The sequence below is a fragment of the Aminobacter niigataensis genome, from assembly GCF_014200015.1.
GTDB classification, from domain to species: domain Bacteria; phylum Pseudomonadota; class Alphaproteobacteria; order Rhizobiales; family Rhizobiaceae; genus Aminobacter; species Aminobacter niigataensis.
The window spans coordinates 319,572-339,968 of record NZ_JACHOT010000001.1 but is presented as its reverse complement, the minus strand read 5'-3'; the positions used below and the strand labels follow the sequence as shown (position 1 = coordinate 339,968).

The 20,397-nt window shown below is 62.7% G+C and carries 22 protein-coding genes; 5 read left to right on the top strand and 17 right to left on the bottom strand.

Translation table 11 applies throughout. The annotated features are described in order from the left end of the window. Window positions 1-8 precede the first annotated feature (8 nt). Window positions 9-1,055: a sulfate/molybdate ABC transporter ATP-binding protein gene (locus GGQ99_RS01755; protein ID WP_183260261.1), complete on the top strand. Its 1,047-nt coding sequence runs from the start codon at window positions 9-11 to the stop codon at window positions 1,053-1,055. A 120-nt stretch (window positions 1,056-1,175) separates the two neighbouring features. Here the strand turns inward: GGQ99_RS01755 and GGQ99_RS01750 are convergent, their stop codons facing one another. After that, a complete protein-coding gene (locus GGQ99_RS01750; protein ID WP_183260259.1) occupies window positions 1,176-1,655 on the bottom strand; it encodes a pyridoxamine 5'-phosphate oxidase family protein in 480 nt (159 codons plus the stop codon). Window positions 1,656-2,109: 454 nt separating this feature from the next. Beyond that, window positions 2,110-2,403: a DUF1236 domain-containing protein gene (locus GGQ99_RS01745; RefSeq protein ID WP_108607561.1), complete on the bottom strand. Its 294-nt coding sequence runs from the start codon at window positions 2,401-2,403 to the stop codon at window positions 2,110-2,112. Window positions 2,404-2,646: 243 nt separating this feature from the next. Here GGQ99_RS01745 and GGQ99_RS01740 point away from each other — a divergent pair, with 243 nt between their 5' ends. Then, on the top strand, window positions 2,647-2,820 hold the full coding sequence (locus GGQ99_RS01740) for a hypothetical protein (RefSeq protein WP_159091637.1): 174 nt from the start codon (window positions 2,647-2,649) through the stop codon (window positions 2,818-2,820). 169 nt (window positions 2,821-2,989) lie between these two features. Here the strand turns inward: GGQ99_RS01740 and GGQ99_RS01735 are convergent, their stop codons facing one another. The 13 genes from GGQ99_RS01735 to GGQ99_RS01675 all read right to left on the bottom strand — a co-directional run bounded on the left by GGQ99_RS01735 (window position 2,990) and on the right by GGQ99_RS01675 (window position 15,105). After that, window positions 2,990-4,084 (bottom strand): amino acid ABC transporter permease, encoded by a 1,095-nt coding sequence (locus GGQ99_RS01735; protein ID WP_183260257.1) that lies wholly within the window; start codon window positions 4,082-4,084, stop codon window positions 2,990-2,992. Window position 4,085: 1 nt separating this feature from the next. Then, a complete protein-coding gene (locus GGQ99_RS01730; protein WP_183260255.1) occupies window positions 4,086-5,234 on the bottom strand; it encodes an amino acid ABC transporter permease in 1,149 nt (382 codons plus the stop codon). Between the two features lie 68 nt (window positions 5,235-5,302). Beyond that, window positions 5,303-6,322 (bottom strand): amino acid ABC transporter substrate-binding protein, encoded by a 1,020-nt coding sequence (locus GGQ99_RS01725; RefSeq protein ID WP_108607557.1) that lies wholly within the window; start codon window positions 6,320-6,322, stop codon window positions 5,303-5,305. 283 nt (window positions 6,323-6,605) lie between these two features. Next, window positions 6,606-7,079 (bottom strand): hypothetical protein, encoded by a 474-nt coding sequence (locus tag GGQ99_RS01720; protein ID WP_183260253.1) that lies wholly within the window; start codon window positions 7,077-7,079, stop codon window positions 6,606-6,608. A gap of 58 nt (window positions 7,080-7,137) precedes the next feature. Further along, the gene (locus GGQ99_RS01715) at window positions 7,138-7,386 is read right to left on the bottom strand and encodes a hypothetical protein (protein ID WP_183260250.1); all 249 of its coding nucleotides are present in this window, start codon (window positions 7,384-7,386) and stop codon (window positions 7,138-7,140) included. Beyond that, the gene (locus GGQ99_RS01710; protein WP_183260248.1) at window positions 7,383-7,583 is read right to left on the bottom strand and encodes a hypothetical protein; all 201 of its coding nucleotides are present in this window, start codon (window positions 7,581-7,583) and stop codon (window positions 7,383-7,385) included. The genes GGQ99_RS01715 and GGQ99_RS01710 overlap by 4 nt, the downstream gene beginning before the upstream one ends. A gap of 1,858 nt (window positions 7,584-9,441) precedes the next feature. Continuing rightward, a complete protein-coding gene (locus GGQ99_RS01705; protein ID WP_183260246.1) occupies window positions 9,442-9,639 on the bottom strand; it encodes a hypothetical protein in 198 nt (65 codons plus the stop codon). A gap of 222 nt (window positions 9,640-9,861) precedes the next feature. Next, window positions 9,862-10,131 carry a hypothetical protein gene (locus tag GGQ99_RS01700; protein WP_183260244.1) on the bottom strand — a complete coding sequence of 90 codons (270 nt, stop codon included), beginning with the start codon at window positions 10,129-10,131 and terminating at the stop codon, window positions 9,862-9,864. 359 nt (window positions 10,132-10,490) lie between these two features. Beyond that, entirely contained in the window at window positions 10,491-10,736 is a 246-nt protein-coding gene (locus tag GGQ99_RS01695) for a hypothetical protein (RefSeq protein WP_183260242.1), read from the bottom strand. 72 nt (window positions 10,737-10,808) lie between these two features. Beyond that, the gene (locus GGQ99_RS01690) at window positions 10,809-11,129 is read right to left on the bottom strand and encodes a hypothetical protein (RefSeq protein ID WP_183260240.1); all 321 of its coding nucleotides are present in this window, start codon (window positions 11,127-11,129) and stop codon (window positions 10,809-10,811) included. 160 nt (window positions 11,130-11,289) lie between these two features. Next, entirely contained in the window at window positions 11,290-12,462 is a 1,173-nt protein-coding gene (locus GGQ99_RS01685; protein WP_183260238.1) for a Gfo/Idh/MocA family protein, read from the bottom strand. Window positions 12,463-12,594: 132 nt separating this feature from the next. Next, window positions 12,595-13,653, bottom strand: coding sequence for a sugar phosphate isomerase/epimerase family protein (locus GGQ99_RS01680; protein WP_183260237.1), 1,059 nt, complete (start codon window positions 13,651-13,653; stop codon window positions 12,595-12,597). Between the two features lie 159 nt (window positions 13,654-13,812). After that, the gene (locus GGQ99_RS01675) at window positions 13,813-15,105 is read right to left on the bottom strand and encodes an amidase (RefSeq protein WP_183260235.1); all 1,293 of its coding nucleotides are present in this window, start codon (window positions 15,103-15,105) and stop codon (window positions 13,813-13,815) included. Between the two features lie 125 nt (window positions 15,106-15,230). Here GGQ99_RS01675 and GGQ99_RS01670 point away from each other — a divergent pair, with 125 nt between their 5' ends. Next, window positions 15,231-16,334: an NADH:flavin oxidoreductase/NADH oxidase gene (locus GGQ99_RS01670; protein ID WP_183260233.1), complete on the top strand. Its 1,104-nt coding sequence runs from the start codon at window positions 15,231-15,233 to the stop codon at window positions 16,332-16,334. 99 nt (window positions 16,335-16,433) lie between these two features. Next, the gene (locus GGQ99_RS01665) at window positions 16,434-17,492 is read left to right on the top strand and encodes a M14 family metallopeptidase (protein ID WP_183260231.1); all 1,059 of its coding nucleotides are present in this window, start codon (window positions 16,434-16,436) and stop codon (window positions 17,490-17,492) included. A 69-nt stretch (window positions 17,493-17,561) separates the two neighbouring features. Here the strand turns inward: GGQ99_RS01665 and GGQ99_RS01660 are convergent, their stop codons facing one another. Then, on the bottom strand, window positions 17,562-18,431 hold the full coding sequence (locus tag GGQ99_RS01660) for a LysR family transcriptional regulator (protein ID WP_183260229.1): 870 nt from the start codon (window positions 18,429-18,431) through the stop codon (window positions 17,562-17,564). Window positions 18,432-18,588: 157 nt separating this feature from the next. On the opposite strand from GGQ99_RS01660, the gene GGQ99_RS01655 reads away from it, so the two are divergent. Beyond that, window positions 18,589-18,801 carry a hypothetical protein gene (locus GGQ99_RS01655; protein WP_108607550.1) on the top strand — a complete coding sequence of 71 codons (213 nt, stop codon included), beginning with the start codon at window positions 18,589-18,591 and terminating at the stop codon, window positions 18,799-18,801. A 103-nt stretch (window positions 18,802-18,904) separates the two neighbouring features. Here the strand turns inward: GGQ99_RS01655 and GGQ99_RS01650 are convergent, their stop codons facing one another. After that, the gene (locus GGQ99_RS01650) at window positions 18,905-20,293 is read right to left on the bottom strand and encodes a metal-dependent hydrolase family protein (RefSeq protein WP_183260228.1); all 1,389 of its coding nucleotides are present in this window, start codon (window positions 20,291-20,293) and stop codon (window positions 18,905-18,907) included. Between the last annotated feature and the right edge of the window lie 104 nt (window positions 20,294-20,397).

Sequence of the window (20,397 nt, the reverse complement as noted above, 5' to 3'; positions counted from 1 at the left end):
GTCGACTGATGGAAGTTCGCGTTTCAAATGTGCGCAAGGAATTCGACCGGTTTCCGGCGCTGCGCGACGTCTCGCTCGACATCAAGTCGGGCGAGCTGATCGCGCTGCTCGGGCCTTCGGGCTCGGGCAAGACCACACTTCTGCGGCTGATCGCCGGGCTCGAACGGCCGACGCGCGGCACGATTTTCTTCGGAGACGAGGATGCCTCCAACAGGACCATCCAGGAGCGCAATGTCGGCTTCGTGTTCCAGCACTACGCGCTGTTCCGACACATGACGGTGGCCGACAACATCGGCTTCGGCCTCAAGGTACGGCCGTCGGCCAAGCGGCCGACCAGGGCGGAGATCCGCCGCCGCGCTTCCGAACTGCTCGACCTCGTCCAGCTTTCAGGCCTGGAAAAGCGCTACCCGGCGCAGCTTTCGGGCGGGCAGCGCCAGCGCGTGGCGCTTGCCCGCGCCATGGCCATCGAGCCGCGCGTACTGCTGCTCGACGAGCCCTTCGGTGCGCTCGACGCGCAGGTGCGGCGCGAACTCAGGCGCTGGCTGCGCGAGATCCACGACGCCACCGGCCACACCACGATCTTCGTCACCCACGATCAGGAAGAGGCGCTCGAACTCGCCGACCGGGTAGTAGTGATGAGCCAGGGCCGCATCGAACAGATCGGCACCGCCGACGAGGTCTACGACACGCCCAATTCGCCCTTCGTCTACGGCTTCATCGGCGAGTCGAGCTCGCTGCCGGTCAAGGTCGAGGACGGACAGGTCTGGATCGCCGACCGGCCGATCGGGCTTGCCGCACCCGAACTTACCGATGGCGAGGCGACGCTCTACTTCCGCCCGCACGACATCGAGCTGCTCGACGAATGCAATGGCTGCATTGCCGGCACGGTGGCGGCGAGCCGGCGCGTTGCCGGCACCCGCCGGGTCGAACTGGAGATCGGCGGCGGCCGCGAACGCGTCGAGATCGAGCTGCCCGTCGGCCACCCCGCCGCCCAGAAAAGCCGGGTCGCGTTCCGGCCGAAGCGCTGGAAGGTGTTTCCGAAGGTGGTGGAGTAGCTGCGAGGGCGTACTGGCGCTCACTGTCTCGGTTTGACTCGGTCGACCTCAGGGAGGCGAGGCCCGCAACGCCGTTACCGGGCCTCCCGTGGAACCGGCGGCTTGAGCGGGTCCTTCGCGTTACTTGAGGCTGACCTTTGCTACGCTATCCGCATAATCCTGCTTGGGATCGCCCAGGCCGAGGAACATCTTGACGCCGGCGACAAGGCTTGAGGCGTCAAGCCAAATCTGGGCGTCAGCCGGGTCGAAGCGTAGCAGACAGAGCTTGGGGTCATCCTTGCCCTTCTCGAACCAGGCTGCCACGAAGCGGTTCCACAGCCGGTCGATCGTATTGCGGTCGTTGTCGATCCTGATCGTCCCATGGATGGTTGCAAACAGGTCATGTTTCTTGGCGGCGTAGACAAGGGTTGCCTTCTTCGCGCCCGTCAGCTTTTCGGCAATCTCGGTATCCTTGGCAGTAAAGAAGTAGATAGTCTTGTGGTCGCCATCGAACTGCGCCGTCATGGGGCGCGGGTCAACTCCGGCGATGCCCACCATGACGGTCATGTCCGCGCGGATCGATTTCCAGAATTTCGCTTCAAACTCTTGCTTGTCGGTCATCGGGTCTCTCCGGTTCGCCAGTTCGCCGGCGCTGTTGGGAAATTTCTGCCGAACTGTCTAAGCGCCTGCGGCGCGCTTTTTGAGCCGCCGGTCTCTCCTCGCCAGATGGGCGTCATGTCTCTGTCGCTCCGGAGAAGGCAGCAGCGGCAGGGGCTCTACGAGATCGAAATTATCCGGCACGCTTTCGATGAACTCGCGGCCGATGCGGTAGGTGCAATATCCGAAAACAGCAGTGCAAAGAGACGCAGCATACGACCTCCTCTTATGTTGCCTTCGCAACGCGAGGCGCAGACCTCGTTCCCACAAGAATGCGATCGGCTTCGAGAAAGGGCGCTGCGGACGGCTGCAAAAGGGCCCGTCTTGGATCGATATGGGCCATGCCTAGCGGCGGAAACGCGGCCTGGCAGAAGGCGCCCTGATACAGGAATCCTGCATCAAGGCGGCCGCCCGTCGGTCAGTCCATGATGTGCACGACCTTGCGGGTCTGCGGGTCGATAAGAACGGTACGGCCGTCCATTACGACATACTGATACTTGTTGTCGGCAAGTGCGCCCGGCTTGAGGATATCAGGAACGATAGCTCCTATTACCAGCTCAAAGTTGGACGGGCGTTCGACGACCACCGGATTGGTTTTCACATATTCCCGGACTACGATCTCCTGTTCGGGGGTCACGATCACAGTCTGGGCAGTCGCGAATGCGGTTCCTGCGAGCAGGATGGTGACGGCAAGTGTGTTTCGGAAAATCATCTCGATACCTCCTGAGTTGATGTGTAACAACCGGTATGGACCGAAACGGTTCCGTGCTTGGTGCGCGAAGTCTGGCCGCCAGCTACATTGACTGCCGATATCCCGGACGAGTAGCTCGCCTGCCTCATAGGCTGGAGGTTGCAGGTTCAAATCCCGCAACCAGTCCTCATGTCGCAGGTGCGAGATATGGCATTTCACATGCGAGCGGTTAGATTGCGGGGAAAGCAGAAAGGATCGAGCCCCATGATCGAAGTCGTCCGAAAAAGGCCTGTGTTGGCGTTCATCGCCGCTACAGCCTCGGCTGCAGTGATAGCAGCAGGTGCCACCATCGGGGTTCTTCAAACACTCACCATCCTCGCGACAATCGGCACTGCGTTGGTGATGGGCGCACTCGTCATCGGGTCGTTTGCCAGGTAGGCTTGCGCCGCCGGCGCGTCGACGTCGACATCTCTTCGCACTCGACCCGCAATCCGTCTCGGCTGACATGCTAGGGGGCCGGCAGCCTACCGCGGCGCCGGCGCGCCGCGTCGAGCTCGAAATCGGCGGCAGTCGCGAACGCGTCGAGATCAAGCTGCCGGTCGGCAAGTTACCGATACGACGTGTTGAAGTGCCGCTCAAGGAAACGGCTGTAGACCCCCATCAGCGCGCTGAACAGGAAGTAGATGGCGGCCGCGAAGACATAACCTTCGAGCACGGCGATGCCTTGCCAGTCGGGGTCGCGCAGGGCCGTGCGGACTGTGTCGAGGAAGTCGAGCAGGCCGATGATGGTCACCAGCGTCGTGTCCTGGAAAAACGCAATGAACAGGCCGACCAGCGCCGGGATGACCTTCTTCAGCGCCTGCGGCAGCACGATCTTGAACATGACCTGCCAGTAATGCAGACCGAGCGCGCGGCCGGCCTCGAACTGTCCCGATGGCACGTCCTGCAGGCCGCCGCGCACGATCTCGGCGATGTAGGCCGCGGCAAACAGGATGATCGCCACCTGCGCACGCAACAGCTTGTCGATGGTGACCCCGTCCGGCATGAACAGCGGCAGCATGACGGCAGCCATGAACAGGATGCTGATCAGCGGCACGCCGCGCACCAGTTCGATGAAACCGACGCCGAGCACTCGTATCGCCGGCAGGTGCGAGGCGCGCGCCAAGGCGAGGCCGATGCCGAGCGGCAGGGCGAAGGCCAGCCCGACAAAGGACAGCATGAACGACAGCGGCAGGCCGCCCCATTTCGACGTCGGCACCGCGGTCAGGCCGAAAACCCCGCCGGCCATCAGGACGTAGAGCAGCGGCAGGATGCCGATTACCCAGGCAAGCAACAGCCCCCTGCCCCAGACACGCGGGATCATCGACAAACCGCAACTGCCGAGGAACAGGCTGAGCGCGACGAGCGGGCGCCACTGCTCCTCGAACGGGTAGAAGCCGAACAACATATAGCGCAGCTTGTCGGCCAGGAACGGCCAGCAGGCGCCGGAGCTTTGCTTGCAGGCTTCGGCGCCGCCGTCGAAGACGGCATTGAGGAACAGCCAGCCGAGCGCGAACTTGGCCAGGAGCAGGATGACGCCGCCGCAGACCAGCGTGACCAGCGCATTGCCCGGCGTGCCGAAATAGGCGGTGCGCCACTGCGAGCGCCGCGCCGGGCGGGCGACATTTGCGATCGGTGCGGAAAGTGCCTGGGTGTCGGTCATGTCAGCGCGTCTTCAGCGCGACACGCGCATTGTACCAGTTCATGAACAGCGAGATCAGCACCGACAGGCCGAGATAGATGCCCATGAAGATGGCGATGGTCTCCATCGCCTGGCCGGTCTGGTTCATGATGGTGTTCGAAACCATCACCAGGTCGGGATAGCCGATGGCGATGGCGAGCGAGCTGTTCTTGAACACGGAGAGATAGGTGTTGGTCAAAGGCGGGACGATCACCCTGAGTGCCTGCGGCAGCACCACCAGCCTGAGCGTGCGCGAGCGCGGCAGGCCGAGCGCCTGTGCAGCTTCCCATTGACCCTTGCTGACGGCCTGGATGCCGGCACGGACGATCTCGGCGACGCTGGCCGACAGGTTCAGCATCAGGCCGACCAGCAACGCCACGAACTCCGGGCGGATCTGCAAGCCGCCGGTGAGGCGGAAGCGCCCGGCCTCCGGCGCACTCCACGACAGCGAGACCTGGCCGCTGGCCCAGACAGCAAGCACCGGCAAGATGAGCAGGATGAGCGCGACGATCCAGCCGGCATTTGCCTGGCCGCTGGCGATGCGCCGGCGCCGGGCAACACTGCGCACGACGAGTGCTGCGGCGATGCCGAGACCAAGTGCGGAAAGCACAAGTTCGAAACCGCTGTGCCATTCGAGCGATGGCACGGCCAGGCCGCTGTTGGACAAGAAGAAGCCGGGAAACAGCTGGATCGCCTGGCGCACCGGCGGGAACACCAGGATGATCAGGAAATACCACAAGAACAGGTAGAGCAGCAGCGGAACGTTGCGCAGCACCTCGACATAGGCAAGCATCAGCCGGCTGAGCAGCGGATTGGCCGACAGCCGGCCGATGCCGACGAAAACGCCGATGATGGTGCCGAAGAGTGCTGCGAGGAACGACACCTTGATGGTGTTGATCAGCCCGACGAGGATGGCGCGGGCAACCGTGTCGGTCGGACCGTAGGCGATCGAGGTCTCGCTGATGGCGATGCCGGCCTGCCTGGACAGGAAGCCAAAGCCGGTGGCGATGTCCTGCCTGGCGAGGTTCGCACTCGCGGTGCGGTACATCACCCAGGCGGCGAGCAGCACCGCTGAAATGGCGACGAATTGGTAGAAGGCCGCGCGAAACCGCGTGTCGTTCAAAAACAGCATGAGCGCGCCGATGTCGTGTGAACAGGGAAGAAGGTCCGCGCCGGGTTACGGCGCGGACCTTGCAATTCTTAGCGGACCGGCGGCGCGTAGAGCAGGCCTCCGGCATTCCACTGCGTATTGGGCCCGCGCGTCATGCCGAGCTTGGTCTTTTCGCCGAGATTGCGGTCGAAGACCTCGGCGTAGTTGCCAACGCTCTTGATGACGTTGTAGCCCCACTTGTTGTCGAGGCCGAGCATCTTGCCGAGCTCGTCGGCACCGCCCAGCATGCGCTGGACCTCGGGGTCCTCGCTCTTCAGCATCTCGTCGACATTGGCCTGGGTAATACCTTTCTCCTCGGCCGCCATCAGCATCCACACCGACCACGAAACGATGTCGCGCCAGTTGGAATCGTTCTGCCGCACGGCGGGCGCCAGCGGCTCCTTGGAGATGGTTTCCGGCAACAGCACGTAGTCGTCGGGGTTGTTGGCGACAGCGCGGATCGAGGCAAGGTCGGAACGGTCGGACGAGATCGCCTCGCAGCGGCCGGAGTAGAAGGCGGCGCGGTTCTCGTCGGGGCTCTCGAAAACGACCAGCTCGAACTTGCCGCCGATGGTGCGGAAGAAGTCGGTCAGGTTCTGCGAGGTGGTGGTGCCCGGCAGGGTGCAGATCGCGGCGTCGGTAAGTTCCTTGGCGGAAGCTACGCCGAGCGACTTGGGCACCAGCAGGCCCTGGCCGTCATAGAACACGGTCGGGCCAAAATCGATGCCGAGCGACGTCTCTCGCGAAAAAGTCGCCGTCGTCTGGCGCGACAGCACGTCGATCTCGCCCGACTGCAGCGCCTGGAAGCGCGTGTTGATGTTGGTCAGGACGAAGTCGACCTTGTCGGGATCGCCAAACACGGCAGCCGCGATCGAGCGGCAGATGTCGGCGTCAAAACCCTGCATGCGGCCCTTGTCGTCTGCGGCGGCAAAGCCAGGAGTGCTGAGCGATACGCCGCAGATCAGCTTGCCGCGCGCCTTGACAGTGTCGAGCGTGGCCGATTGCGCGGCGGTGGCACCGACCATCAGTGCGGCGGTTGCGGCGCACAGCGCCAGGAATTTACGTTTCATGCTTCCCTCCCTCGATTGGCGATCGCAGGCCGCCGGCACCATTCTTCCCCCGGTGCCAACGTCGCCTCGATCTGTCGCGGGGCTATGTATGCATATATTGTGTACGATGTGGAAGATGAGTGTCGTACAAAATGTATACGATAGTTGGCGATTTGGAAAAGATCGCAGAGCCACATGTCAGGCTGACGGCCGATGGCAAGCAATGCTCCACCGCCAGTGCGGAGCGTTGCCCGAGTGTCAGGGACATCCCTCGCGTCGCGAGGCGGTTTGCAACCTGTGTTTCCTAGTTCCCGGGCTTACCGTGCCAGATCGCGCATACGGAGGAGAGCTTGGTTCGTGCATCGATGGCGCGATACTTGGACGCAATCTTTAATCCGTTTGCTGCCGCGATGGTATTTGCCTTCGCAATATCACGGTCGTCTCCGACAGCCCATGTCCACCGGATCGCTTTCTCGGTTGAAACCCATTTGACTCTTACTGCGCGGGAAGGATCGGAAGATGTCCCCCCATCTACCTTGCACTGGATGGACACTGGCAATCTATTTCGGACTCTCATTTGATCGGCCTGACGCATGGCCACATCATGTTGGAGCCACCCAGCTTCGATTTTCGCGCTTGAAGCCCCGCCAGTCGTCGACTGACAACCAGTGATGGCCATGACTGACAATAACGCCAGTATTGGTGTGTTGAAGGAAGGTTTCTTCGTCATGATTGCTGTGCCGCCTTGCTCGATGCGAAGCTTATTGTGTTCCGACATTCGCCTCTCGAAATGAAGCTTGAAAACAGGACCGTCAGACGAGGGACTGCGACGGCGGTCAGCCGGTGCAGGCTTCGGCCAGTTTGCGCACATGCGCACCATCGTTCTCGTTCGGCGTATAGGTGCCTATTTCCTCGCCGCCGACAAGGATCGTGAACCCGCCGACGAGCAACTTCCCCAGTGCCGGTTCCATGGTCGTCAGTCCGTCGAAGACATAGCGGCCGTTGTAGGTCTTGCCGGTGGCATCGATGGAATGGGTTGCGTCGCCGTTGCGCAGTTCGAGCTTGGCGCTTCGCCCTTCGCTCATGTCGCCGGACTTCGGGTAGAACGCGACGACAACGTCAGCGAGACGTCGACATCACCGGACGCAGGATCGTAATAGGCGAGCGTCAGTGTGGGCGACAGGTCGTCGTGCAGGAACCATCCTTTCGGGATCACCGACTGTGCGACGGCCGCAGAGCTTGCGACAGCAAGCATCACAAGTGAGGAGAGTACCGCCTTCATGCCCACGCCCCCCGTGTATCTGGACAAGTAACCAGACGCGGCGCTGGCTGACAAGCAGCAGCGTTTCTCATCTGAGCTTATCGAGCGGCACCCCAACATTAACGGGGCGGGAAATCAAACATGTCTCGCGAGCAATAGGTCGGGTTCTAGGTGCAAGCGTGGTACACCGAATGAGGCATCAATAGAGCGACAGAAGAAGGTGGTAGCCCGGCGATACCCCATTCGAATGCATCCTTAATATGCTGGGCGCGCCGCAGATGCCAAACCTCGGCACCTCCCTGAACTTCTGGATCAAAGGGCACCCGTTAAGCGGGCGGGGTGATATTGCCGGCAGTCGCGAAGGTGCCTAGTCTTCCTTCCATGATAGACAGCCGTAAGTTCATTGCCATATCTCTTGGTGCCATCGTAGCAGTGGCCATCGTGGTTCTAACCACCGGATGGCTTTTGGGACCGGTAGGTTGGTTTCTGGGCGTGGGCTTTGCTTGCACGGCCCTGGTCGCCATTGCGGCTCTGGTAAGAGATCGGCATCAGAAATATCTCATAGAACGCGGCCTTCTGAAACGCTCGCTTGGCTCATAACCAAGGGAACGGCTGAGCGCGATTGCGGGTAACCACCGCATCCCAGCCCATCAATCGTGAACACTGTTGATCCGAGGAGCTATGTATTCGCTGTCAGGGACAGGCAACGGCCCGTCCGTCTTAACGGTGGCGGCCCATGTCTTAAAGCTGCCGTTGCCGCCACGACAGTTGATAGTGGCCTGTCCGACATAAGGGGCACCATATTCGCAACTGCCGTATGCGGCGATGGCTCCCTGTCCGGGAGCCTCGAAAGCCATCTCGTAAACTTCAAGAACCGATCGGTACCCCTGCCAAAGCCGTGCGGTGCTTTCCCTTGCACGGAAGATTAGCTTTCCTCTCCCGGTCGAGAATTGAAGCGTCACGACGCCGTCGGACGTCCTAGTTCGCGTTACCTCACCAGTACAATCCGACAGCAAGTTCTCGTTGGCAACAACCAGCCTTTTGCAGATGCCTTTGACCGTCCATTCGCCGCTCTGCCCTGAAGGGGGAGTTGCCCATGATGCTGCGACGGCGGGGGTGAACACTCCAATCGCAACAGTTACAGCCAACTTTATTCGCATGTTGTCATCCGGGGTGGGGAGCGAGCGGTCCAGTCCGTTCGTCGCGTTGGTCAGAGGCAACTGACCGGACCAGCAGCAGCAGCGCGAGCAGCCTGATAGCACGCTACAATGCCCACCACGACTATGAATAGGTGAGCGGCGATCTTGAGGTGTATTGTGTTACGAAAGCGCGCTGTGAAAACCGAAACCGTCAATATGCAAATCGAGTAAGCCGCCGCCGCCAGGTAGGCAAGGGTAACTGGTGGAAAGTAGGTCGGAATAACGGGCCAACAACTGGCGAACGTATAGGGACCAGTGTTTTGGGCAGCGAGAACAGCAAGCAGCACCCAAGCTGCAGCGTGAACAAGAAGTAGCGGGTAGTTCAATGCACGCAACAACCAGAAATCCCCTACTGAAAACAACCCAAGGTAATCAGACGTGGCGCTAACTGGCAAGCATCAGCGCTTCGTCGCCGGGGAATGATGCTAAGTGGGCTTTGCCTTATTGAGAGCAGTGAGCCTTTGTACCAATGAAGTGTACTGGTAGACGGCTTTGAGTAGTTCTTTGGCAAGTTCGATTGCGAGTTCTGACTCTTCCTTGCCGATCTTATCGTAGTCTTTCGCCTCGATATGGGCGGCATCAGGACGGACACGACCACCCGTAAGTGAGCCATGTAGCGTCTGGCTCGGCCGAGCAATCGGTGTGGGCGGCAAGGTTCACGCGCTTTCCCGCCGGCCTGGTCACTCTTCGTCTTCGTCATACCCCAGCAAGGTCATCAACTGGTCGACCATCAGTTCGGCCACTGAGCGGTTGATGGCAAGCTCGACTGCCCCGTCGTCGGTTTCAAGATTGAGCAGGGCCAGTAGCGGCTCTTCGTTGACCACTTGCGTATCGACCTGAAGCACGCGGTTGGGCGCTGTGTTGGTCAGTCGCGGCATTCGTTTGTTCCTCGTGGTGCAAGCTGGGCCTGAGCTACAAGCCCAGGCCGCCTTAGAATGAAGTCCGCCGCCGCTAATACAAGAGCGGCGATGAAATTGAGAACTAGAGAGCGAAACGGTTTGGGCATAGGGGGGGCTCCTTTTGGTGAGCCCTACACTTGAGATGGTTGAGCAGACGAATTCCCGGCCGAGCGGGTGATCCCCGGCCAATCTCAGCCGAGATCAGGACGGCGGAAGGACGTTGGCTGCAATCGACGCTTCGATAGCGTCAACTGAACTGGCAAATTGTGCGAATTCTGCCAATTCGAGCGTGTAGTATTGATACTCGCCTCCTGCGAAGCCAGCGAGCACTACATAGTGTTTCCCATGCCCATCGCGCTTCAGACGCAGCGACAAGGTCAGCCCACTTGAGATTGGTGTGTCCATCTGGTGGACAAGCGTCCCTGTGAAGGCCAGCTTCAGGGGGCGAAAAATAGTCGAAAACAGGCCCATCTCGGTTCTTACCCCCCTGGCTCGCGCATCGACCCGCACGTTACCGTCGCATCTTCATGCGTCTCGCAATCGCTCCACGCAGGTTTGAATCGCGCGCTCGAATTGGTTAAGGGGGAGCGAAAAGGCAGCCGTCGGCGCAATCTCTACCTCAAGCTCCCCGTCTTCGTTTGAGACGAGGAGAACAAACTGGTTGTCTACGTATAGTTCACAGACAAGCCGCTTGTGATGGCTCGCGCTGCTTAACATTGTTGTCCAACGATCTGACATCGGAATTGCCCAAGCCGGGGTGGGAAGCGAGCGGTCCAGCCGGCCTGAGTATTTGGAAGCTAGTCTATAGTCGAGATTGTTCGCAGCAATTACTATTGAATGGATCTTTGTCGATTTCTCAAAACTGCCCACGCCGCGACGACGACCCCGATCACGCCCATCATCAAGACGAACATGATGACCGCCTCATACTGCTCGTTCGGGTCGCTATTCGCCGTTGCAGCGGTAAACAAAAAAGCCACCACGGAAAGCGGGACTGCGATGATCGAGATGACTACAGCCATCGCTATCAACAAGTTGACAAACAGGTTGGTGAAGAACCGTCTAACACGCGCCATTCGCCCCTCCCGTTGAGGCGCGCATCCTCCTCCCACCGCTGTCGACACCTGTCGAGGTGATCGTAGCCCTGCTTATCTTCGACCAATTCGACGCACATCGACCACGCGACCATCGCGTTGTCGAATGGCGATCTCAAAGCGAGTGTTGCCGCGCCATGCCCGGTAGACAAAGAACCGGCCGCGGCAGTCGACACGGCGCACATCTCGGAAACCGCGATTGCGCAGCAGCCTTTCACCCTGGTTGCAGGATATCCCGCGGCCTCTGTTGAGGTTGGTCCCAATGCTGATGTCGATGTTGACACTGGATTGGGCAATTGCCTCTGGAGGAAGCGCCACCGGTGAAGCGAGCAGGCCAACAGCAAGTCCTAGCGGCAGAAACCAAGATCTAAGCATTGCACTCTCCTGATTAGGGCATCAAGCGAAGGTAACCAGACGTAGCGCTAGCTGACAAGCAGCAGCGCTGATGGCCAAGCTCTTGGGCCCGCAACGGCAGACCAATCCAGACGGTCGACACTGAAAGGAATGCTGTCGAGCTACCCTCGCCCGCATCCCCTCACAGCTTCGTCCAGGCGGCGTTCTTCTTCGACGAGCGCACGCAGGCTTCGATGAAGGCGACGCCTTCGACGCCGTCCTGCACGGTCGGGTAGATCACGTCCCGGGCAGGCTTGCCGCCCTTCTTGCGCGCCGCGCGTATGGCCCGAGCCGCCTCCTGGTAGATGTTGGCAAAACCTTCAAGATAGCCTTCGGGATGGCCCGACGGCACGCGCGTCACCCGTGCTGCGGCAGGGCCTGCGCCGACGCCGCCGCGGGTGATCAGCTGCTTGGCCGCACCGAACGGCGTGTACCAGAGATAGTTCGGGTCGGCCTGCACCCATTCGATGCCGCCTTTGGAGCCGTAGACGCGCAGCTTGAGCCCGTTCTCGTGACCCGGCGCCACCTGGCTGGCCCAGATCATGCCCTTGGCTCCGCCCTTGAAGCGCAGCATGACGTTGACGTTGTCGTCGAGCAGGCGGCCGGGCACGAAGGCGTCGAGATCGGCGGAGAGCGAGTCCAGCTCGAGCCCGCTGACGAAGCGGGCGAGATTGTAGGCGTGGGTGCCGATGTCGCCGGCGGCGCCGCCGGCGCCCGACTGCTTGGGATCGCCGCGCCACGACGCCTGCTTCTGGCCGGTTGCGGCGAGGTCCTCGGTCAGCCAGTCCTGCGGGTATTCGGCCTGGACGATCCTGATGTCGCCGAGCTGGCCCTTGGCAACCATCTCGCGCGCCTGCCGGATCATCGGATAGCCGGTGTAGTTGTGGGTGAGCACGAAGACCTTGCCGGTCTTCTCGACCAGTGCAGCCAGCTTCTTCGCCTCGGCGAGCGTCGCGGTCAGCGGCTTGTCGCAGATGACGTGGATGCCGGCTTCGAGGAACGCCTTGGCGGCAGGGAAATGGATGTTGTTGGGCGTGACGATGGCGACCGCCTCAATGCCGTCGGGGCGCTTGGCCTCGGCCTTGGCCATCTCGGCGAAGGAGGCGTAGCTGCGCTCGGGGTCGAGCCCGATTTCGGCAGCCGAAGCCTTGGCCCGCTCGGGGTTGGACGACAGCGCGCCCGCCACGAGCTGGAAATCGCCGTCCATGCGCGCGGCGATGCGGTGCACGCCGCCGATGAAGGCGCCCTGCCCACCGCCGACCATGCCGTAGCGGATCGGGCCGCTGCCATTCCCGGATTTCGATGCACCGACCATGTCGTGTTCTCCCCTTGATATGTTGCCCCTCACCCGGCCTCCGCTTCGCTCGGCCGACCTAGAGAGGAGGTCTGATGCGGCGCACTTGCCACTTCTCCCCGACAGGGAGAAGGTGGCCGCGGGACGTACGTCCTACTCGATCCCCATCATCGCCCGCAGCATCGCCCGATCGCTCGTCCCGCCGGCAAAATCGTCGAAGGCCTTGTCGGTCACCCGGATGATGTGGCTTTCGATGAAAGGCGCGCCTTCGGCGGCACCGTCCTCGGGATGCTTGAGGCAGCATTCCCATTCAAGCACCGCCCAGCTGTCGTAGCCATATTGGGCGAGCTTCGAGAAGATGCCGGAGAAATCAACCTGGCCGTCGCCGAGCGAGCGGAAGCGGCCGGCACGGCCGAGCCAGCCCTGGTAGCCGGAATAGACGCCCTGGCGCCCCGTCGGGTTGAACTCGGCGTCCTTGACGTGAAATGCCTTGATGCGCTCGTGGTAGATGTCGATGAAGGCGAGATAGTCGAGCTGCTGCAGCAGGAAATGCGACGGGTCGTAGTTGATGTTGCAGCGCTTGTGGCCGCCGACCGCGTCGAGGAACATCTCGAAGGTGGCGCCGTCGAAGGTATCCTCGCCCGGATGCAGTTCGAAGCAAAGGTCGACGCCGGCCTCGTCATAGGCGTCGAGGATCGGCGTCCAGCGCTTGCCCAGCTCGGAAAACGCCTCCTCGATCAGGCCCGCCGGCCGCTGCGGCCACGGATATAGATAGGGAAACGCCAGTGCGCCGGTGAAGGACACGCAGGCCGCGAGACCGAGATTCTGCGAAGCCTTAGCACCAAGCTTCATCTGCTCGACCGCCCACTGCTGCCGCTCCTTCGGTTTGCCGTGCAAGGCCGCCGGCGCAAATCCGTCGAACTGCGCGTCATAGGCGGGGTGCACCGCCACCAGCTGCCCCTGGAGATGGGTCGACAGTTCGGTGATCTCGACGCCGGCCTCGGCGCAGACGCCCTTGATCTCGTCGCAATAGGTTTTCGACGTCGCCGCCTTCTCGAGATCGAATAGCCGCGCATCGGGCGTCGGGATCTGCACGCCCTTGTAGCCGAGCCCGCCGGCCCACGATGTAATCGATTTCAGTGAATTGAACGGCGCCGCATCGCCGGCGAACTGGGCGAGGAATATCGCTGGTCCCTTCATTGTCGACGGCATCTCTCAAAACTCCTCGTCCGATTCCGGCACGCACTGGTGCAGCGCCAAGATGACCACTATTCGGGCCGGCTCCGCAAGAGCCAGCGGCAGGCCGTTTCACTGGTCCCCGGCGCGCCAGCGGATGAAAATGCCGTCGTCGGTGATCGGCACGGTCATCGCCTAGGCGTTCAGCAAAGCCTCGACTGCCAACCCGGCAGAAAGCACGCGACGGTCGTGGCCGTGGCGGCCGACAAGCATCAGTCCGGATGGCAGGGCAGTGCCCGGCATCGGCAGCGACAGGGCACAGAGGTCGAACTGGTTGGCGACCTGCGTGTTGCGCAGCAGAAGCCCTTCGATCCGGTCGCCATGGCGCTCGTCGGCCAGCATCTCGGCGATCGGCTGGGCGACGACCGGCGTGGTCGGCAGGACCATGAGGTCGACGACGGACAGCCGTGCGTCCATGGCGGCCACCAGTTCGGCGCGGCGGCGCATGGTCCTGATGTAGGCGACCGCCGGCACCTGCAGCGCCCGGCCGAGCCCGCCGCTGACATGCTGGTCGACAGCGACCTTGGCGCCCACCGACAGCCAGTCGGCATGGATCTCGGCGCCCTCGATGGCGGCGATCGAGGCCGTGCGCGTCGACTCGCGCAGGGCCAGCAGCAGGTCGTCAATGGCAAGGTCCTCGACCCGTGCGCCGGCTGCGGCAAGCCGCTTGAGCGACAGCTCGAAGGCGGCGGAAACGGTGGCGTCGCAATGCTCCATCAGCCGCCCGCGCGGCACGCCGATGCGCAGGCCAGACAGGGACAGCGGCGCAAGCGCGGAAAACTCCTTGCCGGCCATGACGGCGTCGGCAGCGATGCAAGCCCCGACCGTCCTTGCCAGGGGCCCGAGCGAATCGAGCGACGGCGACAAGGGAAACGCTCCGTCGAGCGGCACGCGCCGCGCCGTCGGCTTGAAGCCGACGACGCCGTTGAGCGCGGCCGGGATGCGCACCGAACCGCCGGTATCCGAGCCGATCGATATGTCGGAGGAGCCTTCGGCGGCGGAAACGCCGGCGCCCGACGACGAACCGCCGGGGATCAGCGCCGGATCGGCGGCATTACCCGGCGTGCCGTAATGCGGGTTGATGCCGAGCGCGGTGAAGGCGAATTCGGTCATTGCCGTCTTGCCGATGATGACCGCCCCTGCACGGCGCAGGCGCCGGACCACCAGCGCGTCCGCTTGCGCGGGCGCAGCATCCCGACGCATCAGCGAACCGGCAAGCGTCGGCTCGCCGGCGACGTCGAGCAGGTCCTTGATCGAAACGATGGCACCGTCGAGCGGTCCGAGCGATAGCCCTGCCCTGGCGCGCGCATCGGCAGCGTCGGCAGCCGCGCGCGCGGCCTCGGCATAAAGCTTCATGAACACGCGCTCGTCACCGGCGCGGGCGGCAAGCCGCCCAAGGATCGCTTCAAGCCGGTCGCGTGTCGTCATTCGGTCACCCATTGCTGGCAAGCGCTATCGTCGCGGCGACTGATAACACGCGCTGGCCCCATGCAATACGGTTGTCGGAAATCGCCAACGCCTTACATTCGCACGGCTTGATAATCGGAGCCGCCATGACCGCCCATCTGTTCTCGCCGATCACCCTCGGCCAGCTCGAACTCCCCAACCGCATCGCCGTTGCCCCGATGTGCCAGTATTCGGCCGACGATGGTTCCGCCACGGACTGGCACCTGCAGCACTGGATGAACCTGGCGATGTCCGGCGCCGGCATGATCACCGTCGAGATGACCGACGTCGAGCGCCGCGGCCGCATCAGCCATGGCTGCATGGGGCTCTACTCCGATGCCAACGAGGCGGCGGCGAAGCGGACGCTGGACGCCGCCAGGCGCGTGGCAACGCCCGGTGCGAAATTCGGCGTGCAACTGGCCCATGCCGGACGCAAGGCCTCCAACCGCCGTCCATGGGAAGGCTCGGGCCCGCTGGCGCCAAACGAGGATGCCTGGCCGGTGGTCTCTGCCTCGGCGATTGCCTATGCCGACGGCTGGCAGGTGCCGCATGCGCTGAGCGAGGCCGAGATCGAGCAGACCGTCGGACATTTCGTCGAGGCAGCGAAGCGGGCCGAGCGCGCCGGATTCGACTTCATCGAGCTGCATTCGGCCCATGGCTACCTGCTGCACCAGTTCCTGTCGCCGCTGTCCAACCATCGCACCGACAAATGGGGCGGTTCGCTGGAAAACCGCATGCGCTTTGCCATCGAGATCGCCCGCCGCGTAGCCGATGCCGTACCCAACCTGATGCTGGGCGCGCGCATGTCGCTGACCGACTGGGTCGAGGGTGGCTTCACGCTCGACGAGGCGATCGAGGTGGCCAAGGCCTACCGCGATGCGGGAATCGCCTATATCTGCTGCTCCAGCGGCGGCAACTCCCCGCACCAGAGCCTGCGCACCGGCCCCGGCTACCAGGTTCATCTCGCCGAAGCCGTGAAGCAGGCGACCGGCATTCCGGTGCGTGCGGTGGGGATGATCGACCAGCCGGCCCAGGCCGATGCGATCGTGCGCGAAGGCCGCGCCGACATGGTGGCGCTGGGTCGCGCATTGCTTGCCGATCCACGCTGGCCCTGGCGCGCGGCGGCGACACTTGGCCACGAGTTCCACGCCGCCCCGCAGCTCGCGCGCTCCGTGGCGCTGATGAAGCAGTGGGGCGCGGCAACCACGTGAACTTACCCAGGGTCTGGCGTGGCGGACGCTCTCTGCTGGATCAGGACGGCGTCGCTGCGCGATGATCTATCGTTCGGACCAGAAGATTCGGGGACAAAAATGAAGAAGAGCGTCGAGACGATCCGTGGCGACAGCGAAGGCATCGCCTACGAAATGCCGGTCTACCGCATCTCGGGATCGTCGACCGAGGCGCCCTCGGCCTATATCCAGGCGGCACTCCATGGCGACGAACTGCCCGGTGTCGTTGCCATCGACGCGCTGATGCCGAAATTGCGCAGGGCAGCCGCCGAAGGGCGCATTCGCGGCAACCTGACCATCGTGCCGCGGGCCAACCCGATCGGCGCCAACCAGCTGTTGTTCCATGCCGCGCAGGGGCGCTTCGATTTGGGCACGCGCACCAACTACAACCGCGATTTCCCGCTGCTCGACAGGCCGGACGTGTCGCTTCTGCCCGGCGACGATGTGGCGATGTCGGCCGACAAGCGCCTCAAGGCGCGGCTGCTCAAGCTTTCGGTCGGCCATGACATCGTGCTCGACCTGCACTGTGACGACGAAGGCGTCGCCTATCTCTACGTGCCGGAGGAGCTGTGGCCGGCGATGGAAGATTGCGCGGCGAACATGGGCGTCGACGCGGTGATCCTGTGGGGCGGGAAGTCGGGTTCGTCCTTCGACGAAGCGTCGCTGCACCCTTACCTCAAGATGCCGCGCCGGCAAGCCAGGCTCGAAAGCCGGGTCGTCACCACGGTCGAATATCGCGGCACCTCCGACGTCTATCCCGGCATCGCCGAGGCCGATGGCGAAGGCCTTTACCGGCTCTTGGTGGCGCGCGGGGTGATCGAGGACACGTCGGTCGAAACCAGGAAGGCATTCGACGGCGTGGTGGCGCCGATCGAGCATATCGAGATGGTGCCGGCACCTTGCGCCGGCGCCATCCTCTACGACGTCAAGCCGGGCGACCGGGTCAAGGCGGGCACGCGCCTCGCCACCATCGTGCGCGCGCCCGGCGAGGATGGCGGCAGGGTGGAGGTGCTGGCGCCGCAGGACGGCTACATCCTGACCCGCCGCTCGCACCGCGCCACCCGCGCCGGCGACGACCTGGTCAAGCTGGTCGGCACGCGGCCGAGCAACGACGCCCGGTCAGGCGCGCTCGAGGCTTAGGCGAATTGCCCGGGAGCGCCGGCACCCATGCATGCTCCGGCCATGACATGAGTTCATCATTCCCCGGCGCTATCGCGCGGCCGCGCGGAGCCATTGCGTCAGACTCGCCAGCGCCCGCTCCTGGCTGCGGCTGAACTTGATGGACAGGTAGTAGCTCGACCCGGTCGGCATCGGCTCGCCGAGCACTCTTTGCAAGGTTCCTTCGGCGATCGCCCGTTCGCCAAGGAAGTCGGGAACCAGCGCAGCACCAATGCCGGCTCGGGCCATATCGAACGCCAGCTGGTAATGCGTGCACAGCTTCCAGCTCTCCTTCTGGAAGGTCGAAAGCTCGAGGCCGTTGTGGCGACAGTAATCGATCCAATCGGCGCCTACCGCAGACGGCGAAACTTCGGTCGTGATCAAGGGGCACGGCCAGGGACCCAGATCTCGGCGAGCGACCGCGATCAGTTGGTCTTGTTTGAGCAGAATGCTTCGATATCCGCGCTGCGAAGGGATGGACGTAATGAAAGCATCGGCCACCCTGTCGCTTAGCTCATCTTCCTCGCTGACCGTGATAAGCTGCAGATCGATGTCACGGTGTTGGGCGTAAAACTCAGGCAGCCGCCCGACGAGCCAACCGCTGGCGAAGGTCCCGTAGGCGGCGAGACGTACCGTTCCATTGGCAGCTCCGACAATCTGCGATGTCGAGCGCTCGATGAGATCGAAGGCACGATCGAGTTCCAGCGCCAGGCGACGCCCGGCCTCGGTCAGCACGAGGCCGCGACCCTGCCGCTCCACCAGCCTCTCGCCAAGTTCTTCGCTCAGGCGCCGGATCTGGTGACTGACAGCACTTTGCGTCACGCCAAGCTCCTGGGCCGCATGGGAAACGGAAAGATGCCGTGCAACGGCTTCAAAGGACTGAAGCGCCCGTAAATGGGGCATCGACCGCTTTTTCGTCATGACACATGAATTCCACTCAAGTGAGTAGACTGGAATTCATTATCTTCACCTATGTCAATGCTCTAGATCATTGCCCCACAGTCGATCGGCTTGCGCGGGAGACATAGCGATCCGACTTCGCATCTATTGCTGGACTGGAATTCCTGAAGTGACGCCAATGACCAAGCCCCTGCGCATCAACAGCCCGACGTTGGAACCGGAGGACGGGGAGTATCTGGCCCAATGCCAGTTCGCGCTCGAACCCTCGCTGGTCAAGCTCCTGAGCATTGCGGAAATGGCAGGATGGAACAGGACCCATGTCGTGATGGCGGCGCTGACACTCTGCGCGGAACTTGCCGAGCTGCCTGAAGGTCCTCAGGCTCTCCAGTGAATTATCAGAGTCAGGCTCGGTCCCGACAGTTCCTCGCGGTCGCCGAAAACACGTTGACGACCGCCCAGATAGCGGGCTTGAACTGGTTCGGGCGGACGAGCCATCAGTTCGGCAGGGTATCCTTGAAGATACGGCCATCCTTCATGATGACCAGGAAACTCGTCTCGGGGTTGGCGACCAGCTGGAGATCCTCGAGCGGATTGCCGTCGACAAGGAGCAGATCGGCCAGCGCGCCTTCCTCCACCACGCCCAGCTTTCCGGGATAAGGGTTGCGCTTCCCGGAAAGTGTCAGCAATTCGGCATTGGTCCCGGTCGCCATCACGAGGGCTTCGGCAGGTGTGTACCAGCGGATGAGCGAAGCGAGGATTGCGCCCTGCTGCCGCGCCAGATCGCGGGAGAACAATACGTCCGTCCCCCATGCCGTCTTGATCTTGTACTTCTTCGCCAGTTCGTATGTCCGGCCGATGCCCGGCCACACCTCTTCCGCCTTGGCCCGCTCGACCGAGCCTTCCCGAAGACCCAGCCTCATCATCTCCGGAAGCGGCTGCAAGCTCAGCCAGATATCCTTCTCGGCGATCAGCTTGGCGGTTTCCTCGTCCATGAGGAAGCCGTGTTCGATGCATTTCACGCCGGCCGCGATTGCCATTTTGATCGCGTCCGTCGTGAAGGCGTGCGCAATGACGTAAGTGCCCCAATTCTCGGCGATCTCGACCGCGGCCCGCAATTCGGGTTCGGTGAAGGTGGTGACATCGAGCGGGCTGAATGGCGAGGACACGCCGCCGCCGGCTGTTAGCTTGACGTGGGCGGCCCCTTGCATGAACTGCTCGCGGACACGCAAGCGCACCTCATCCGGGCTGTCCACGACTATGCTGCCTCCGTTTCTCTCCATGGGCGTGAACGGGCCGCCGATCGTCCGCGGCAGGTCGCTGAATTGCCGGAAGTCGCCATGTCCGCTGGTCACCGTGATCATGGCGCCGGATGGATAGATGCGCGGTCCCACGACGATTCCGCTGTCTATCGCGCGCTTGAGACCGAACACCGGACCGCCCACGTCGCGCACCGTCGTGAAGCCACGCATCAACGTATGCGTTGCCTCGTCGCCTGCGGCGAGATTGGCAAAGCCGATGTCGCTCATTGCCTCTGCCGGGGTCGACGCGATCAGCATCGCGTGCCAGTGCGCATCGATCAGGCCGGGCATCAGCACGCGGCCGCCGCCCGCTATCACCTTTGCGCCCGCCGCCTCGATGGGGGCGGTCGAGATGCGCTCGATGAGGTTGCCGTTGACCAGCACATTCGACGTCGGCGACAGCGTGCTTGCCTTGCCGTCGAATATCCTGACGTTTTCGAACAGGACGGTACCTGTCGGCGCGACGAGAGGCTCGGCCGGCGCCGCGACGGGGTAGTCATGCGCCAGACTGGCGCCACCAAGGCCGGCAAGGAGAGCGGGAACAAGGAGGAGGAAGCTCAGCAGGTAGGTTCGTATGCCCGTCATCTTGTAGATCCTCAACATCGGTTGCGGATGGGAAGAAGGAAGCAGCCCCTATCGATTGGCTCTTGTCAAACGACACTGCCAACTGAAGACAGTGAGCGCCCTTC

What these genes read in the sequence shown, in the direction of transcription:
- GGQ99_RS01690 (WP_183260240.1), bottom strand. Translation starts at nt 11,129, where the DNA reads ATGCTTAGATCTTGGTTTCTGCCGCTAGGACTTGCTGTTGGCCTGCTC.
- GGQ99_RS01705 (WP_183260246.1), bottom strand. Translation starts at nt 9,639, where the DNA reads ATGCCGCGACTGACCAACACAGCGCCCAACCGCGTGCTTCAGGTCGAT.
- GGQ99_RS01650 (WP_183260228.1), bottom strand. Translation starts at nt 20,293, where the DNA reads ATGACGGGCATACGAACCTACCTGCTGAGCTTCCTCCTCCTTGTTCCC.
- GGQ99_RS01695 (WP_183260242.1), bottom strand. Translation starts at nt 10,736, where the DNA reads ATGGCGCGTGTTAGACGGTTCTTCACCAACCTGTTTGTCAACTTGTTG.
- GGQ99_RS01655 (WP_108607550.1), top strand. Translation starts at nt 18,589, where the DNA reads ATGACCAAGCCCCTGCGCATCAACAGCCCGACGTTGGAACCGGAGGAC.
- GGQ99_RS01670 (WP_183260233.1), top strand. Translation starts at nt 15,231, where the DNA reads ATGACCGCCCATCTGTTCTCGCCGATCACCCTCGGCCAGCTCGAACTC.
- GGQ99_RS01680 (WP_183260237.1), bottom strand. Translation starts at nt 13,653, where the DNA reads ATGCCGTCGACAATGAAGGGACCAGCGATATTCCTCGCCCAGTTCGCC.
- GGQ99_RS01675 (WP_183260235.1), bottom strand. Translation starts at nt 15,105, where the DNA reads ATGACGACACGCGACCGGCTTGAAGCGATCCTTGGGCGGCTTGCCGCC.
- GGQ99_RS01660 (WP_183260229.1), bottom strand. Translation starts at nt 18,431, where the DNA reads ATGACGAAAAAGCGGTCGATGCCCCATTTACGGGCGCTTCAGTCCTTT.
- GGQ99_RS01735 (WP_183260257.1), bottom strand. Translation starts at nt 4,084, where the DNA reads ATGACCGACACCCAGGCACTTTCCGCACCGATCGCAAATGTCGCCCGC.
- GGQ99_RS01720 (WP_183260253.1), bottom strand. Translation starts at nt 7,079, where the DNA reads ATGTCGGAACACAATAAGCTTCGCATCGAGCAAGGCGGCACAGCAATC.
- GGQ99_RS01685 (WP_183260238.1), bottom strand. Translation starts at nt 12,462, where the DNA reads ATGGTCGGTGCATCGAAATCCGGGAATGGCAGCGGCCCGATCCGCTAC.
- GGQ99_RS01745 (WP_108607561.1), bottom strand. Translation starts at nt 2,403, where the DNA reads ATGATTTTCCGAAACACACTTGCCGTCACCATCCTGCTCGCAGGAACC.
- GGQ99_RS01740 (WP_159091637.1), top strand. Translation starts at nt 2,647, where the DNA reads ATGATCGAAGTCGTCCGAAAAAGGCCTGTGTTGGCGTTCATCGCCGCT.
- GGQ99_RS01665 (WP_183260231.1), top strand. Translation starts at nt 16,434, where the DNA reads ATGAAGAAGAGCGTCGAGACGATCCGTGGCGACAGCGAAGGCATCGCC.
- GGQ99_RS01755 (WP_183260261.1), top strand. Translation starts at nt 9, where the DNA reads ATGGAAGTTCGCGTTTCAAATGTGCGCAAGGAATTCGACCGGTTTCCG.
- GGQ99_RS01715 (WP_183260250.1), bottom strand. Translation starts at nt 7,386, where the DNA reads ATGAGCGAAGGGCGAAGCGCCAAGCTCGAACTGCGCAACGGCGACGCA.
- GGQ99_RS01700 (WP_183260244.1), bottom strand. Translation starts at nt 10,131, where the DNA reads ATGGGCCTGTTTTCGACTATTTTTCGCCCCCTGAAGCTGGCCTTCACA.
- GGQ99_RS01730 (WP_183260255.1), bottom strand. Translation starts at nt 5,234, where the DNA reads ATGCTGTTTTTGAACGACACGCGGTTTCGCGCGGCCTTCTACCAATTC.
- GGQ99_RS01750 (WP_183260259.1), bottom strand. Translation starts at nt 1,655, where the DNA reads ATGACCGACAAGCAAGAGTTTGAAGCGAAATTCTGGAAATCGATCCGC.
- GGQ99_RS01725 (WP_108607557.1), bottom strand. Translation starts at nt 6,322, where the DNA reads ATGAAACGTAAATTCCTGGCGCTGTGCGCCGCAACCGCCGCACTGATG.
- GGQ99_RS01710 (WP_183260248.1), bottom strand. Translation starts at nt 7,583, where the DNA reads ATGAAGGCGGTACTCTCCTCACTTGTGATGCTTGCTGTCGCAAGCTCT.